The sequence below is a fragment of the Pseudoalteromonas sp. AOP7-A1-14 genome (assembly GCF_052376275.1).
Taxonomy (GTDB): domain Bacteria; phylum Pseudomonadota; class Gammaproteobacteria; order Enterobacterales; family Alteromonadaceae; genus Pseudoalteromonas.
On sequence record NZ_JBQSVO010000008.1, the window covers coordinates 12,461 to 26,525 of the forward strand.

Here is a 14,065-nt window from a genome sequence, read left to right on the forward strand (position 1 = left end):
CTATATTTTTATTGTTGTGCTTTATTTATAAGCTGGACAATCAAAAAGAGAACAATAAATGGAGTTTGTCAGTCAGGTGATCTATGTGGATAACGTTGAAGAAACCTTAGACTTTTATTATCAAGCATTTGGGCTAACTACTTATAGCCTCAGTGATGACGTTGAATTTGGCGAGCTAAACACAGGCACTATAAAATTAGCGTTTGTTACCCACCCTGTAGCACAAGCACAATTTAAGCAAGGATATATTCGCTCACATCCTAAACAACCCGCTTTAGGCTTTGAACTGCGCTTTAGTTGTACTAATTTAAGTGAAAGCTACGATAAAGCCATCTTGGCGGGTGCAGAGCCATTACATTCACCGACTCAAAAAGATAACCAATACTATGCATACGTACGTGCTACTGAAGGTACTTTAATTTGTTTAGTGCAAGCTTAAAGTAACTATTGTATTCATTGAAATAGCATCAAAGTTTAACCAAGTAGACATATTAACAACACCTTTTCGTCATCTTTAATCCTTATTCTGGCGGTAATTTAAATAAGGAGAAAACAGCATGAATACGCTACTACTAACACTTTTATTATTAAGCCCAAATCAAGCATCGTTAACCGAGCAAGTACAACTGGAATTAACACATAACCTTAAAACTCTACATCAAGAAAATAAAATCGCTTTAAAAAAGCAACTTAAGCTTACCCTTGATAATACAGAATTAGCGCTGCCTATAGCCATGAATCCTGAAGTGATTGTTAAAAACCAAGCAACTGATAACATAAAGCAACTTAACCAAGACTAAGTTGCTACTTTCACTAATAGAACGAGATTAACGCTAATTCAACTAAGTTTTCAGTGTTATTAGGGTTATCTAAACTTTAATTCTCAGCGAGTGCCTTTTCAATCAAGGGTACTAGTGGTGCTGGTAAAGTAATATGCCCCGCCAGTACAAAGTCGTGCGCTTGTGCTGACATTTTTTGCCAAGTGCGGCGAAGAATACCTATCCATTTTTGTTCATCATAATCAGGCTTAGTTTGCGCAAATGCCAACATGTAGTGCTCAATAAACACCAAGCTTGCAATATCTTCAACTAATTGGCTATCTGGGTTACGTTTTATTTGCTGTTTAGCAACTGCGGCATAGACTCGGTCTTGATCTTTTTGCGTACAACCTGCTTGCTGCATTAGTTCAACAACAGTACTGGCATGAAAAATATAAAGCGCACTGCGCCATTGATGATAACCTTGCTTATTCATGGGGAAATCACTTCGCGGTGAACACCAGCGTTTAATGTGCTGCGCTCGAACTGCTATATGCATTAACTCGTCGGCATCAGGCTGAAAACGATTGAGCATATCTGTCATCCGCTCTGAGTATAAGCGCTCTTTAGGCCAGTCTTTATTGTTATGCTGCTGTTGGTTTGGATCTTGGCTGTTTGCCTCATCAATTAATGCGATTACGTGTTGCAACATCGGTGACTCGTTATTGTTATTTAACTAATAGCTCTATTCTAATCAGCAAGTTGCTAATTAGCTAGAAGGAAAATAAGGCAAAAATGATTTTGCTATATTTATCCAGCACAACAGGATAGTTTTTATTATTGAGCTGTTTTGTCAGTATCATTTTCAAATATTTTTAACTTACCAAAAAAATGAAAGAAATTTACTTCTCATCCTGTCTAACTACATGAGAGTAATACTAACAGAAGAAATTCATATGTGTTCATCCCCTAAATCAAGTCGAGCAGTTAGTGCTAGTAAACCAATAAAAGCGTTTGGAGAAGATCTTTCTAAAGAGCAACGGTTGCACTTTACAGAAGTAGCTAACCGTGCCGATGAGCGACGCAAAAAAAGGGTTGAGGAAAAACGTCGCTGGGAGCAAAAACATAATACCGGTAGAAACAAACAGCAACAAACTTCCGTTTGGCAATGGCTAAACAATTTTTTTGCTTCTCTTGCTACTAGATAGATTATTACCTGAGTCAAGATAGTAGGTTTGAGTTTCCTGGAAAATATTTTATTTCAATCTGATATTTGCGCATTTTTGAGCGTAGTGTGTTGGGGTTTATATTGAGTAAACTAGCAGCTCCCCCTTCACCACTTATTTTTCCATTGGTGACCTTGAGTGCATTATTTATCGAAGAGACAATGGTTTTTTCTAGAGGCTCGATTGATACGTTTTTATCGAGCTTATTTTCATGATTGTTATTTTCAGCAGGGATGGAAGGTGCCGTCACTTTAAAGCTGGGACCAAGAGATGCTTCAATATCTAACTGCTTTCCTTGACCGAGTATTGCAGCTCGTTCCATAACAACTTGCAGCTCACGCACATTCCCCGGCCAATGATAAGCTTGGAGCATAGTAGCTTGATGTGAAGTTGGAGGAATATAAGGTAGCCCTAACTTCTTTGCTGCACGTTCAGAAAAATGATTTGCTAAAGCGGAAATATCTTGTTTTCTTTCTCTCAATGAAGGTAAGTAAATTGGAAAAACATTGATTCGGTACCATAAATCTTCACGAAATAATTTTTCATTGACCATGTCCGAAAGGTTTCTATGTGTGGCAGCTATTATTCTCACATTAACGTTTATTTCACGTTCACCACCCACTCTATTAAGTGTCCCTTCTTGCAATACTCTTAGTAATCGTGTTTGAGCAGCTAATGACAGCTCACCAATCTCATCCAGAAATAATGTGCCGCCGTCAGCACGTTCGAACCAACCTAGCTTAACACCGGCTGCCCCCGTGAAACTGCCTTTTTCATGTCCAAATAATTCTGAATCAATTAAATCAGGCGAAATAGCACCACAGTTTACTCTGATAAATGCTTTGTCTGCTCGAGGGGACTGCTCATGAATGGCTCTGGCAACGACTTCTTTACCTGAGCCTGTTTCACCTCGAATCAAAGCTGTTAAATCAGATGGAGCCACGATATTCACTTGCTCCATAGTTTGAGCTAACCCATGTGATGAGCCAATTATTTGATTGTCCATATTATCCTTGCCCATTTTGGATAACAGATCTTGGCATTGTGATTGCACAACTTTAGTCGCTTGTAGTAATTTTTGATGCTGTAAGTAATTGTTGGCAGCAACTGAAAAAATAGGGAGCAACCCAGGAATATAATCAAAAGCAAATGTAACTTGCTCTCGACGATAAATAAATGCAAGTAGTATTTGTTGATCTGCTGCGCAACTTAATTTACTTAATATCACACAATGTTGCTGATCTTGTTGCAGTGGTAATACACGTGTTACCTGAGAGCGAAATCGTTCGTCAGCAAACCACTGTTGAATCTCTCCATGCAATAAACTGAGTTCAACATTTTTGCTTTGTGAGAATGAACTTGCTAAAAAACGAATTTTTTCAGGTTGCTGTTGCCACCTTACCACCCCAATTTCATTCATAGAAAATTCTCTTTTAAGGAAGGGGAGCAACTCTTCGAGTAATTTAGGCAACTCCGGTGTTTCTGCAACTTTTCGCCAAAAAATGGCGAGCAATTCGGACGTTAATATCATGTAAATGGCCTGTACTTACTAAATAAGACGAATCTATCACAATAAACCAACAATTGATGATATATAAAAACCAATACTTATATCAATTTAATATATACAAAAAAATCAAAACCTTACCTTTGGCTCGAAATTTGATGTAGCTCACTAGTCATGTATATATTTTTTACTTTTAATTAGGAGAGGGAATGAAAACGACTACATTGATAGTGCCTGGTTATCGCGGCAGCGGACCTCAACATTGGCAAAGCTGGCTTGAAAGCCGGATCGAAGATAGTCATCGTGTAACAGGGATTGACTGGGATTCACCAGAACTGCTGAAATGGGCTGAAGTATTAAGCGCAGAAATAGCAAAAACAACAGGAAAAGTTTGGATCGTCGCCCATAGCTTTGGCTGCCTTGCAAGTGCTGTTGCGATACAAGATTGGAAACATAAAATTGCCGGCGTGTTGTTTGTCGCACCTGCTACACCACGACGTTTTACTTTAGCGGGGCCAATACAGGAAGGTGTTCCCGGAAATGAAATAAATATATCTGCATCTATTCCTTATCAAAATCTGGATACATTTGGTGTGCTTGTTGCGAGCCGAGATGATCCGTGGATGCCTTTTGAAGAAGCACAAAGTTGGGCTAATAACTGGGGTCTTGCAACCTATGACGCCGGATTTAGCGGCCATATTAATGAAGCGTCAGGTCATGGAGCATGGCCTGACGGAGAAGAGTTACTTAATGCGATATTTTTCGCTACTGGAAACAAAAAAGAAAGCGAGTTTACACTTCCATTTTTAAAGAGTCGAGTTTCATAAGTTTTGTGCTTTTTTAAAAATAGCAAAAACTCCATTCTGCTCGAAATAACTAAAGAATAGAGTCTGTCTGAGGTGAGAGATTAGACCGTTTAAGAAACAGCGTTGTAAAAAGCCGAGATATATAAAATCTCGGCTTAAACTCACATTATAATATTTATATTTAATTTAAAAATGTTTAACGCGCTAAAGCTTGTGCAAGATCAGCGATTAAATCGTCAGGATCTTCCACTCCTATACTCAACCTAATCAGATTATCATTAACCCCAGAAGCTAACCTGCTTTCAACATCCATTGCAGCATGAGTCGTGCTGGCAGGGTGACAGGCTAGGCTTTCTAAATCACCTAAACTAACAGCTTGAGTAAACAGCTTTAAATGGTCTAAAAAACGTGCTACTCGGCTAAATCCTCCCTCCAGTTCAATGCTCACCATCCCGCCAAAGGCATTTATTGTTTCCCTCAAAACTTGATAGCCTTGATCCTCTAAGCGACCAGGATAATAGATTTTTACAACATTTGGGTGTGCCGCAAGAAAAGCAGCAACTTTAGCAGCGCCCGCAATATGTGCATCCATTCTAAGTGCTAAAGTACGTAAACCACGCTGAAGTAAATAGGCTTCCTGTGGCCCAATAGCAGCTCCTATATGCTTAAGTGCTATGGTGCGAATTGGCTGCATTAACGCTTTACGCCCGGCGACCACACCCGCGATTAGATCACCATGACCACTTAAATATTTAGTAGCGCTGTGCATTACTATATCTATACCATGTTCCAATGGTTTGAATAAATAGGGTGTTAAAAAAGTATTATCACAAATGGTGATTGCCCCAACCCGCTCAGCTGCTAACATGACCTTACGATAATCACTGACCTTTAAAGTCGGATTAGTAATTGGTTCAAATAAAATAATTTTTGTCTCGGGGGTTATCTCTGACAATAGGTGAGCATCATCTTGATAACGACGTACTGTAATGCCCGCTCGAGTAAGCGTCTGAATTAAAAATGCTGCGGTGCCTCCATATACAGGATCAATAAATGCAACTTCATCACCTTGACTTGCCAATGAATAAAAAATACTACTGATTGCTGCCATACCACTGGCAACAACGAGTGCTTCATCTGCTCCTTCTAGCTGTGCCAATTGTTGTTCAAGTGTTTGTACGGTGGGATTGGCCATGCGACTGTAGATAAAACCAGGCTGTTCACCTGCAAAACGAGCTCGCCCATCTTCGGCACTGCCATAAGCAAAAGTGCTACTTTGATAAATAGGTGTCGTAAGGGCTCCTGTTGAGTTTTCAGCGGTATGATTGGTGTGAAGTAATTTAGTTTTGAACTGCATAATAGCTCCTAATTATAATTAAATAGCATCGGCAAATGAGGCATAATGAGCTTTCGCAACATCAGGATGTGAGCGTAAACGCCCTTTTAATACGTTTTGCCCAACTTGATTAAAGAGTGGATTTAATGGATCGCTTGCCGGCCCTTGAGCTTGGCGTGCCAAATATTCAGGCAAAGGTAACAATGGCACCGTTGCGTTCAACTGTGCCGCCATAAAAAAGGCGCAAGAGTAGCGATCAACTCCAGCTTGTGGACTAGTGACTCTGTGATAAGTCGCTTTTAAATATCCATTAGAGGCTAACTCAAGTAATTCACCTATGTTAACAACAAAAGCGCCTGCAACAGGCGGTACACTTAACCAGCCGTTGTCAGTCTGAACTTCTAAACCAGATTGCTCATCTTGCAACACTAAGGTGAGGTAGCCTGGATCCTTGTGCGCTCCAACACCTTGGGCTGAAGTATGCCTTTTACTATTTGGATAGCGAATAAGTTTCATGTGTTGGTAAGGGCTATTTCCTATCGTGGCATCAAATGCAGTTTCAGGTTGTTCTAATGCTACTGCAAGAGCTTTTAATAGCGATACACTGATAGCAGCTAAATCTTGTTGCCATCTCAATAAAATCGATTTCATCTGCGGTAAGTTTTGCGGCCATTGATTAGGCCCTTGTAACTGACACCAGATAGGTAAATCGTGACTTGGCATATGAATCGCCTCTTCTTTCATTATGTCAAATTGTTCGCGCAAATCAGGCCTACCGAGTGTTAATTCACCCTGCAAGCGGGTATAACCGCGAAAATGAGGACTATTCGTCATCTCAACTGCTAGCTTTTCAGGCATTGGTAATGCAAAGAAATCTTTTGTTAGTTGCAGTATTTGCTGTTGTCTCGCAAGCTCAATGCCATGACCAGTCAAGTAAAAAAAACCTATTTTTCTAGCTGCATCTGCAAGTTTACTAATAAAAGCCTGACGACTTCGTCCATCCCCATGCCAATCGCTTAAATTCAATACCGGTAATTGTTCCATGAATCACTCCATTTCAATATGTAATTTGAGCTGGAGTGTATTGCTTTATCGATATTTGGATAACTAACTAATAACTATTTGATATATTAAATGGTTATAATATAACTTTTAGATATATGGAGGTCCAGACCGCTAAACTTCCATATATTTGTAAACAAGGATTTGGCTATTTCGCTTATGATCAAAAATCGTTAAATAAGACAGATTCACTACATTTAATAAAACCATTGGTTATATAGGACGCTTATAAAAACACTTTTTAGAATATACATAAAAATCAACAATTTAAAAATGGCACGAATATAGCTTTAGCTATGTAAGCTATTAATAAATTAGGAATTTAACTCAATGCGAACGATACCATTTTTTACTACAAGTTTACTCTTATTTGGAATTACAGCTCCGGTACTTGCAAACTCTAACGCTTCACAAAATGAAGCGATAGCGGAAGAAATTAATGATTTACACAACAAAATTGCGGCGCTAGAAAAGCGCTCCCAATCAAGTTGGGTCGATAATTTAAAAGTGGGTGCTTTTATTCAGGCAGATGCCCGCTATTTTACTGATGACGATACCGGAACCGATACGTTTTTGATCCGCCGAGCGCGTATAGATGTACGTGGCAAAATCAATAACACCTTTAGTTTTCGTATTTTGCCGGAATTTGGTGATGGTAAAAATGGCGAATTACTAGATGCTTACCTTGACTGGAAAACCAGTGAAAGTGCAGCATTGCGTATAGGTAAGTTTAAATCATCAATCGGTTTGGAGCGTGTGCAATCAGGCTCAAGGTTATTGTTTCTTGAGCGCGGCTTAACTGACAACTTAGTGCCTAATCGTGATGCAGGGATTGCCTGGAATTATAAAACTAAAGAGCAACAAGTAACTATTGGCATCGCTAACAACGCCGGAGATCGTATCGACGCTGGCGTAGATAACGACGATACTAAAGCCGTTTATGCTCGTATTTACTGGCAGCCTGAATATTTAGGAGGTTTAGGAATAGGTATCGCGAGCAGCCTCGCTGAATCAGAACTAAACAGCAGTTTACCCACCTATAAAACCTCCAGCCGAGCTACTGTGTTTCGCTATAACAGTGATGTTCTGCGAGATGGTAAGGAAACTCGTGTAGCTCCCCATTTTACTTATTACAACGGTCAGTTTGGCGCATTTGGTGAGTATGTTGCATCTTCATTGGAGCTGACCAATAGTCAGAACCAGCAAGTTGACATTACCAACACCGCTTGGCAAGTCGTCGCCAGTTGGATCGTCAGCGGTGAGCAGAACAGCTGGGGTGGGGTGAAACCTGCATCAGATAGTGGAGCTTGGGAAGTGGTTGCTCGTCTGGCTGAGCTGAATATAGATGAGGATGTTTTCATAGCTCACGCCGATGCAGCACGTTCCGTCAGCAATATTCGGTCCGCCACTGTGGGGGTGAACTGGCATGTCAATAACAATGTGAAAGTATTAGTAAACTATGAAATCAGTGATTTTGATAATGGAAAATCTGTAAGCCTAGATCGCCTTGATGAAAAACTGCTTTCTGCACGCCTGCAATTAACCTTTTAATACATTAATTTATAACGGAGAAGTAAAAATGAGAAAACTACTAAGTATTGTGGCACTCGCTAGCAGTGTATTATTAACACCTATAGCTTTAGCTGAAACAAAAACATTATTGAATGTGTCTTATGACCCGACCCGTGAATTCTATAAAGAATATAACGAGGAATTTGCCACTTACTATAAAGCTCGTACTGGTATTGATGTACAGGTGCGTCAGTCTCACGGAGGGGCTGGCAAACAAGCCCGCGCAGTGATCGACGGTTTGCAGGCTGATGTGCTAACTCTGGCACTGGCTTATGATATTGACGCCATATCGGAACGCGCGGGGCTATTTGATAAGAACTGGCAAAAGCGCTTACCTTATGGCAGTGCTCCTTACACCTCTACCATTGTATTTTTGGTACGCAAGGGCAACCCTAAAAATATTAGTGATTGGGATGACTTGGTAAAACCTGGTATAGAGGTAATTACCCCAAATCCGAAAACCTCTGGCGGTGCTCGCTGGAACTATCTAGCGGCTTGGGCTTATGCCGAACAGCGCTACGGCAGTGAAGAAAAGACCAGTGAGTTTGTCAGCAAATTATATCGCAATGTACCTGTGTTGGATTCGGGAGCCAGAGGTTCAACCAATACCTTTGTGCGTAATGGTATTGGTGATGTGTTATTAGCTTGGGAAAACGAAGCGCTGCTCGCCACAACTAAGCTTAGTGATGCTGCTGAATTTGAAATTGTAGTACCGTCACTGAGTATTCTCGCCCGTCCTCCGGTTACTCTTGCGGATAAGCATGCTAAAAATCATAACGTTGAAGAAGAAGCTAAGGCTTATCTGGAATATCTATACAGCCCTGTAGCTCAGCGTTTGGCAGCTAAACACTTTTACCGTCCAGTGCATCCTGAATTCGCTGATCAGAAAGATTTACAGCGCTTCCCTGATGTAACCCTGTTTACCGTTGATGATGTATTTGGGGGCTGGCAACAAGCTCAAAAGAAGCACTTCAATGATGGCGGCGTGTTTGACAAAATTTATCAGCCAGGGCGTTAATTATGTCTTTGAGCAAGTTGAAAACTTACTCGGTGTTACCAGGCTTTTCATTAAGCTTGGGATATACCCTTTTTTATCTAGGGCTGATAGTGCTGCTGCCAATAAGTGCGTTGGTGGTAAAAACGATGAGTCTGAGTTGGAGCGAGTTTTGGAGCGTGATTACCGATGCCAGAGTAGTCGCCTCATATAAATTAACATTCGGAACAGCGTTATTCGCAGCAAGTGTGAACCTCGTATTTGGATCATTAGTCGCATGGGTATTGGTGCGATACCAATTTAAAGGCAAGCGGATTGTGGACGCCCTGATTGACTTACCTTTTGCACTGCCAACGGCGGTAGCGGGTATTGCCCTGGTCGCCATTTATGGGCCTAACGGACCTATAGGGTCAGTGTTACTGGAATGGGGAATAAAAGTGGCATATACCCCTATTGGTATTACCCTAGCGTTGATTTTTATTGGCTTTCCCTTTGTAGTTCGTACGGTGCAGCCAATTTTGGAGGACTTTGAACAAGAACTTGAAGAAGCCTCAGCAGCGCTAGGCGCAGGCCGCTGGTATACCATTCGTCGGGTGATATTACCGCACTTGTTCCCATCAATGTTGACCGGCTTTGCCCTGGCATTTGCACGAGGCGTTGGCGAATATGGTTCGGTAATTTTCATCGCTGGAAATATTCCAATGGTGTCTGAGATCACCCCCCTACTGATCATCACCAAACTGGAACAATATGATTATGCTGGTGCCACGGCTATTGCCTGTGCCATGCTGTTATTCTCGTTGTTGATGTTACTGGTGATCAATGGTTTGCAAGGTTGGCTTGAGCGCAGAGAAAAACAATTTGATGGAGTAATGGCCTGATGATTATAGCAACCAAAAAGTGGTTTGAAGATCGACCAACAATGACGGTTTATCAGCCTGCGGTAACCGAAAAAACATGGGTTAGAAGGACATTATTGACGCTCGCACTGACATTTATAGTTGCTTGTTTAATTTTACCGTTATTAATGGTGCTTTACGAAGCGCTTCGCTCTGGCTGGGATGTATACCTTGCGTCAATCACTGAACCAGATGCTCTTGCGGCTATTCGTCTGACATTACTAGTTGCGGCGATCTCGGTGCCACTTAACTTAGTATTTGGCGTGATGGCTTCATGGGCAATAGCTAAATTTGACTTTTTCGGTAAACGTTTCTTATTAACACTAATCGATTTGCCGTTTTCTGTCAGTCCCGTTATTGCTGGCTTAGTGTTTGTATTGCTATTTGGTGCAGGCGGATGGTTTGGTGACGAAGTTACGGCTATGGGCTGGCAAATCGTTTTTGCCGTACCAGGGATTGTGTTGGCCACACTATTTGTCACCTTTCCATTTGTCGCAAGGGAATTGATCCCACTGATGCAAAGCCAAGGTACAGATGAAGAGGAAGCTGCCAGAGTGTTAGGGGCATCTGGCTGGACTATCTTCAAAAAAGTAACCTTACCAAATATTAAATGGGGTTTGCTGTACGGAGTCATTTTATGTAACGCCCGTGCTATGGGCGACTTTGGTGCTGTTTCTGTGGTATCTGGGCATATTCGTGGGGTAACAAATACCCTGCCATTACATGTTGAGGTAGTTTACAACGAGTATCAATTTACAGCGGCATTTTCCTGTGCATCGTTATTGGCGTTTTTAGCCATTATTACCCTGATTATAAAAGAAGTTTTGCACCGTAACCTACAGAATCAACGAGTGAAATCATGAGTATTGAAGTAAATAATTTATTTAAACATTTTGGTAATTTTACAGCTTTGAATGATGTTAGTATTACCTTTCCAAGCGGTTCATTAGTGGCTTTATTGGGGCCATCTGGTTGTGGTAAAACCAGCCTACTGCGTGTTATTGCAGGGTTAGAGCAAGCCGATGCTGGCGAAGTGTTAATTAACGGTAAGAATACAGCTGGGCAGGATATTCGCTCTCGACAAGTAGGATTTGTTTTTCAGCATTACGCATTATTCAAACATATGTCGGTATTTGAAAATGTCGCGTTTGGACTTAAAGCAAAGCCGCGAGGTGATCGTCCAACTGATGACGAAATTAACCTTAAAGTCATGCATCTGCTAGAGCTTGTGCAACTAGAGTGGTTGGCGGATCGCTATCCCGCACAATTATCGGGCGGTCAACGTCAGCGGGTTGCATTAGCCCGAGCCTTAGCAATTGAACCAAATGTGTTGTTATTAGATGAGCCTTTTGGGGCGCTGGATGCCAAAGTACGCAAGGAGTTGCGCCGCTGGTTACGCCGTTTGCACGATGAGCTGCATATCACCAGCTTATTTGTTACACATGACCAAGAAGAAGCGCTGGAGGTCGCTGATCAAATCGTAGTAATGAACAAAGGGAAGATTGAGCAAATTGGTACCGCGCAGCAAATCTATGAACAACCCGCCAGTGAATTTGTTTATCAATTTATTGGTACAACGAATAAATTGCCTGCATCGTTGCAATCGTCAGAAGAAGACAAAAAAACGTTAACACACTATTGCCGTCCCCATCAATTTAGCGTTTATAACGAAGAGCAACCTCATACCCAAACAGCAACATTATTACGTTCATTATTAATTGGGGGGACTGCACGGTTAGACGTTGTGCTAGAGGATAAAACAGATATAGAAATTGAATTGTCACGAGCAGACTTTCTTGCGCTAGAATTACGTGACGGACAAAATATTTGGTTCAAAGCTAATCAAGTGACTCAATTTTAAGCCAGTAAATTAGTATAGCAGTGGCTAGCCACTGCTATGTTTTATGCCAAGGTTAAAGGCCAAAATAGATATAAAATGGATACTGTAGCTGTGCCAATGAATAAATTCATTGGCAGGCCAATTTTTAGAAAGTCATTAAATTTATAGTTACCAGGCCCCAATACCATCAAATTAGTCTGATAACCTAGCGGAGTTGCAAAGCTTGCTGATGCCGCCATCATAATGGCAAAAATATAAGGTTCAGCATTTAACGCTGCTTTATCTGTGATTTCAATAATAATTGGTAAAATTAAAACTGCGGCGGCATTGTTGGTAATGACTTCAGTCAGTATTGAAACGGTCACATAGGTCAAAATTAATAACAACAGTGCATTGCCCGCGCTAATATTTACAATATTATCAGCAATAAAACTGGCGACACCGGTCTTTTGCAGTGCAAGACCTAATGAAAAAGAGGCGGCTATGGTCAATATGACTGTCAAATCGAGGCTTTTTTCTGCCTGCTTAACCGATAAACACCCCATTGCTAGCATAAGTCCCGCACCAACTAACGCCGCATTTAACATTGAGGTGATACCAAATGCAGCAGATAATACGGCGCACACTAATATTCCCCATGATAAATTGGCTTTTTCATGATTAGGCTGCTCGTGATCTAAAACATTCACAAGGAGAAAGTCTTTGTTATACTTTTGCCTTGATATAAATGCTGGTCTTGCTTCAAGTAGTAATGTATCGCCCGCTTGGATTTTTATGCCTCCTAAGTTAGACTTTAAACGTTCGCCATTTCTTGCAACCGCAAGTACGACTGCGCCATACCTATTTCTAAACTTTGAATCTCTAATCGCGCTTCCCAATGCTTCACAATGCGGTGACACGACGACTTCAACTAATGTGCGCCCTGATTTTTTTTCATCTAATGAAGATTTATCCTGATTTAAAGGCGCCTCAATACCATTGATTTTTAATAGATCTGTGATGGCTTCAGTCTGTCCTGCAAATACTAGCCTGTCGTTTCCATAGAGTATTTCATCGGATGAAACTGCGCTAAGAGTTGTATTATCCCTTTCAATTTCAACTAAATAAATTCGTTTTAAATTTCTAAGTCCAGCTTCTGCAATTGACTTCCCAACCAAAGGACCATTATTGGAAATACACACTTCCAGAGTAAATTCTCTGAGATCTGAAAACGGCTTACTCTCACGCTTATTTGGTAACAAGAAGGGAGAAATAAAGTAAATAAACACCATTCCCAAGATTGCAATAGGTAAACCAATAAGGGTTATATCAAACAGTCCGAATCCTGGGTTACCAGTAATGCTTTGATACTGACCATTTACTACCAAATTAGTGCTTGTTCCAATAAGGGTAATTGTTCCTCCCAGTATCGCAGTATAGCTAAGCGGTATTAATAGCCTCGAAGGAGCTAAATCATTTTTCTTTGACCACGCCATTATTGCGGGGATCATGGTGGCAACAACAGGTGTGTTATTTAGGAACGCACTCAATGGCACCACTGGAATGAAAATCCTAAGCAGTGCTGCACGTAAGTTTTTGGGCGAACCTAATAGTTTATTAACTAAAATATCTATCCCACCTGAATGGTGTATTCCAGCAGCGACCACAAACATTGCTGCAACAGTTATCAACCCTGAGTTACTAAACCCAGCTAATGCCTCACTGGTTGTTAAAATACCACTCACACTGAGTATTGTCAGTGCTGCCAGCATCACAACATGAGGCGCGATTTTCGTTCTGATCAACGTTAGAAGCACTAAGAGTGTTAAGCCTAAAGTAAGCCATCCGGAAAAACTCATACTTGATTGTTCCAATTATAATTTATCCCACTAGATTAGCATTTATTTGATATTCCAAAAAAGATATATTCAAATGAAAGGTATAACAAAAGGGAATATAGATATAGAAAATAATTTAGCTGGGAATAAACTTTCATTATTAGGCTCGATGAGCATTAAATAATTGTAGTTGTGTTTAAGCTTTTCATACTTTATGACAACCCCCTCTGACGTGGAAAAACAAATGA

General features: G+C 40.8%; 14 protein-coding genes. 9 read left to right on the top strand and 5 right to left on the bottom strand.

From position 1 onward, the window contains the following. Positions 1 to 58 precede the first annotated feature (58 nt). Together ACT3RM_RS02680 and ACT3RM_RS02685 are read left to right on the top strand one after the other, a co-directional pair. Positions 59 to 439 carry a VOC family protein gene (locus ACT3RM_RS02680; protein ID WP_441993014.1) on the top strand — a complete coding sequence of 127 codons (381 nt, stop codon included), beginning with the start codon at positions 59 to 61 and terminating at the stop codon, positions 437 to 439. A gap of 118 nt (positions 440 to 557) precedes the next feature. After that, the gene (locus ACT3RM_RS02685) at positions 558 to 800 is read left to right on the top strand and encodes a hypothetical protein (protein WP_441994533.1); all 243 of its coding nucleotides are present in this window, start codon (positions 558 to 560) and stop codon (positions 798 to 800) included. 76 nt (positions 801 to 876) lie between these two features. Here ACT3RM_RS02685 and ACT3RM_RS02690 read toward each other — a convergent pair whose 3' ends face one another. Then, positions 877 to 1,470 carry a DUF4202 domain-containing protein gene (locus ACT3RM_RS02690; RefSeq protein WP_441994532.1) on the bottom strand — a complete coding sequence of 198 codons (594 nt, stop codon included), beginning with the start codon at positions 1,468 to 1,470 and terminating at the stop codon, positions 877 to 879. 244 nt (positions 1,471 to 1,714) lie between these two features. Between ACT3RM_RS02690 and ACT3RM_RS02695 the strand changes: the two genes are divergently transcribed. Continuing rightward, positions 1,715 to 1,966, top strand: a complete 252-nt coding sequence (locus tag ACT3RM_RS02695) for a hypothetical protein (protein WP_441992811.1) — start codon at positions 1,715 to 1,717, stop codon at positions 1,964 to 1,966. Between the two features lie 13 nt (positions 1,967 to 1,979). On the opposite strand, the gene ACT3RM_RS02700 is transcribed toward ACT3RM_RS02695, so the two are convergent. Further along, on the bottom strand, positions 1,980 to 3,515 hold the full coding sequence (locus tag ACT3RM_RS02700) for a sigma-54 interaction domain-containing protein (protein ID WP_441992812.1): 1,536 nt from the start codon (positions 3,513 to 3,515) through the stop codon (positions 1,980 to 1,982). Between the two features lie 185 nt (positions 3,516 to 3,700). Between ACT3RM_RS02700 and ACT3RM_RS02705 the strand changes: the two genes are divergently transcribed. Then, a complete protein-coding gene (locus ACT3RM_RS02705; protein WP_301562817.1) occupies positions 3,701 to 4,318 on the top strand; it encodes an RBBP9/YdeN family alpha/beta hydrolase in 618 nt (205 codons plus the stop codon). A gap of 175 nt (positions 4,319 to 4,493) precedes the next feature. Here ACT3RM_RS02705 and ACT3RM_RS02710 read toward each other — a convergent pair whose 3' ends face one another. Beyond that, entirely contained in the window at positions 4,494 to 5,654 is a 1,161-nt protein-coding gene (locus ACT3RM_RS02710) for a trans-sulfuration enzyme family protein (RefSeq protein ID WP_301562816.1), read from the bottom strand. Positions 5,655 to 5,672: 18 nt separating this feature from the next. After that, entirely contained in the window at positions 5,673 to 6,677 is a 1,005-nt protein-coding gene (locus ACT3RM_RS02715; protein ID WP_301562815.1) for an isopenicillin N synthase family dioxygenase, read from the bottom strand. Between the two features lie 348 nt (positions 6,678 to 7,025). Between ACT3RM_RS02715 and ACT3RM_RS02720 the strand changes: the two genes are divergently transcribed. From ACT3RM_RS02720 to ACT3RM_RS02740, 5 genes are read left to right on the top strand one after another with little or no spacing between them, the layout of a single operon-like run. Then, entirely contained in the window at positions 7,026 to 8,246 is a 1,221-nt protein-coding gene (locus tag ACT3RM_RS02720) for an OprO/OprP family phosphate-selective porin (protein WP_301562814.1), read from the top strand. 28 nt (positions 8,247 to 8,274) lie between these two features. Continuing rightward, on the top strand, positions 8,275 to 9,285 hold the full coding sequence (locus ACT3RM_RS02725) for a sulfate ABC transporter substrate-binding protein (protein WP_301562813.1): 1,011 nt from the start codon (positions 8,275 to 8,277) through the stop codon (positions 9,283 to 9,285). Positions 9,286 to 9,287: 2 nt separating this feature from the next. Then, complete coding sequence (gene cysT, locus ACT3RM_RS02730) at positions 9,288 to 10,142, top strand: sulfate ABC transporter permease subunit CysT (RefSeq protein ID WP_301562812.1); 855 nt, start codon at positions 9,288 to 9,290, stop codon at positions 10,140 to 10,142. Between the two features lie 41 nt (positions 10,143 to 10,183). Next, positions 10,184 to 11,023, top strand: a complete 840-nt coding sequence (cysW, locus tag ACT3RM_RS02735; RefSeq protein ID WP_225736702.1) for a sulfate ABC transporter permease subunit CysW — start codon at positions 10,184 to 10,186, stop codon at positions 11,021 to 11,023. Then, entirely contained in the window at positions 11,020 to 12,021 is a 1,002-nt protein-coding gene (locus ACT3RM_RS02740) for a sulfate/molybdate ABC transporter ATP-binding protein (protein ID WP_192542451.1), read from the top strand. Before cysW ends, ACT3RM_RS02740 begins: the two co-directional genes overlap by 4 nt. A 41-nt stretch (positions 12,022 to 12,062) precedes the next feature. Here ACT3RM_RS02740 and ACT3RM_RS02745 read toward each other — a convergent pair whose 3' ends face one another. Beyond that, positions 12,063 to 13,838, bottom strand: coding sequence for an SLC13 family permease (locus ACT3RM_RS02745; protein WP_192542452.1), 1,776 nt, complete (start codon positions 13,836 to 13,838; stop codon positions 12,063 to 12,065). Between the last annotated feature and the right edge of the window lie 227 nt (positions 13,839 to 14,065).

Excerpts from the sequence above, each read along its gene's own strand:
- ACT3RM_RS02680 (WP_441993014.1), top strand. The coding sequence starts at position 59 with ATGGAGTTTGTCAGTCAGGTGATCTATGTGGATAACGTTGAAGAAACC.
- ACT3RM_RS02685 (WP_441994533.1), top strand. The coding sequence starts at position 558 with ATGAATACGCTACTACTAACACTTTTATTATTAAGCCCAAATCAAGCA.
- ACT3RM_RS02690 (WP_441994532.1), bottom strand. The coding sequence starts at position 1,470 with ATGTTGCAACACGTAATCGCATTAATTGATGAGGCAAACAGCCAAGAT.
- ACT3RM_RS02695 (WP_441992811.1), top strand. The coding sequence starts at position 1,715 with ATGTGTTCATCCCCTAAATCAAGTCGAGCAGTTAGTGCTAGTAAACCA.
- ACT3RM_RS02700 (WP_441992812.1), bottom strand. The coding sequence starts at position 3,515 with ATGATATTAACGTCCGAATTGCTCGCCATTTTTTGGCGAAAAGTTGCA.
- ACT3RM_RS02705 (WP_301562817.1), top strand. The coding sequence starts at position 3,701 with ATGAAAACGACTACATTGATAGTGCCTGGTTATCGCGGCAGCGGACCT.
- ACT3RM_RS02710 (WP_301562816.1), bottom strand. The coding sequence starts at position 5,654 with ATGCAGTTCAAAACTAAATTACTTCACACCAATCATACCGCTGAAAAC.
- ACT3RM_RS02715 (WP_301562815.1), bottom strand. The coding sequence starts at position 6,677 with ATGGAACAATTACCGGTATTGAATTTAAGCGATTGGCATGGGGATGGA.
- ACT3RM_RS02720 (WP_301562814.1), top strand. The coding sequence starts at position 7,026 with ATGCGAACGATACCATTTTTTACTACAAGTTTACTCTTATTTGGAATT.
- ACT3RM_RS02725 (WP_301562813.1), top strand. The coding sequence starts at position 8,275 with ATGAGAAAACTACTAAGTATTGTGGCACTCGCTAGCAGTGTATTATTA.
- cysT (WP_301562812.1), top strand. The coding sequence starts at position 9,288 with ATGTCTTTGAGCAAGTTGAAAACTTACTCGGTGTTACCAGGCTTTTCA.
- cysW (WP_225736702.1), top strand. The coding sequence starts at position 10,184 with ATGACGGTTTATCAGCCTGCGGTAACCGAAAAAACATGGGTTAGAAGG.
- ACT3RM_RS02740 (WP_192542451.1), top strand. The coding sequence starts at position 11,020 with ATGAGTATTGAAGTAAATAATTTATTTAAACATTTTGGTAATTTTACA.
- ACT3RM_RS02745 (WP_192542452.1), bottom strand. The coding sequence starts at position 13,838 with ATGAGTTTTTCCGGATGGCTTACTTTAGGCTTAACACTCTTAGTGCTT.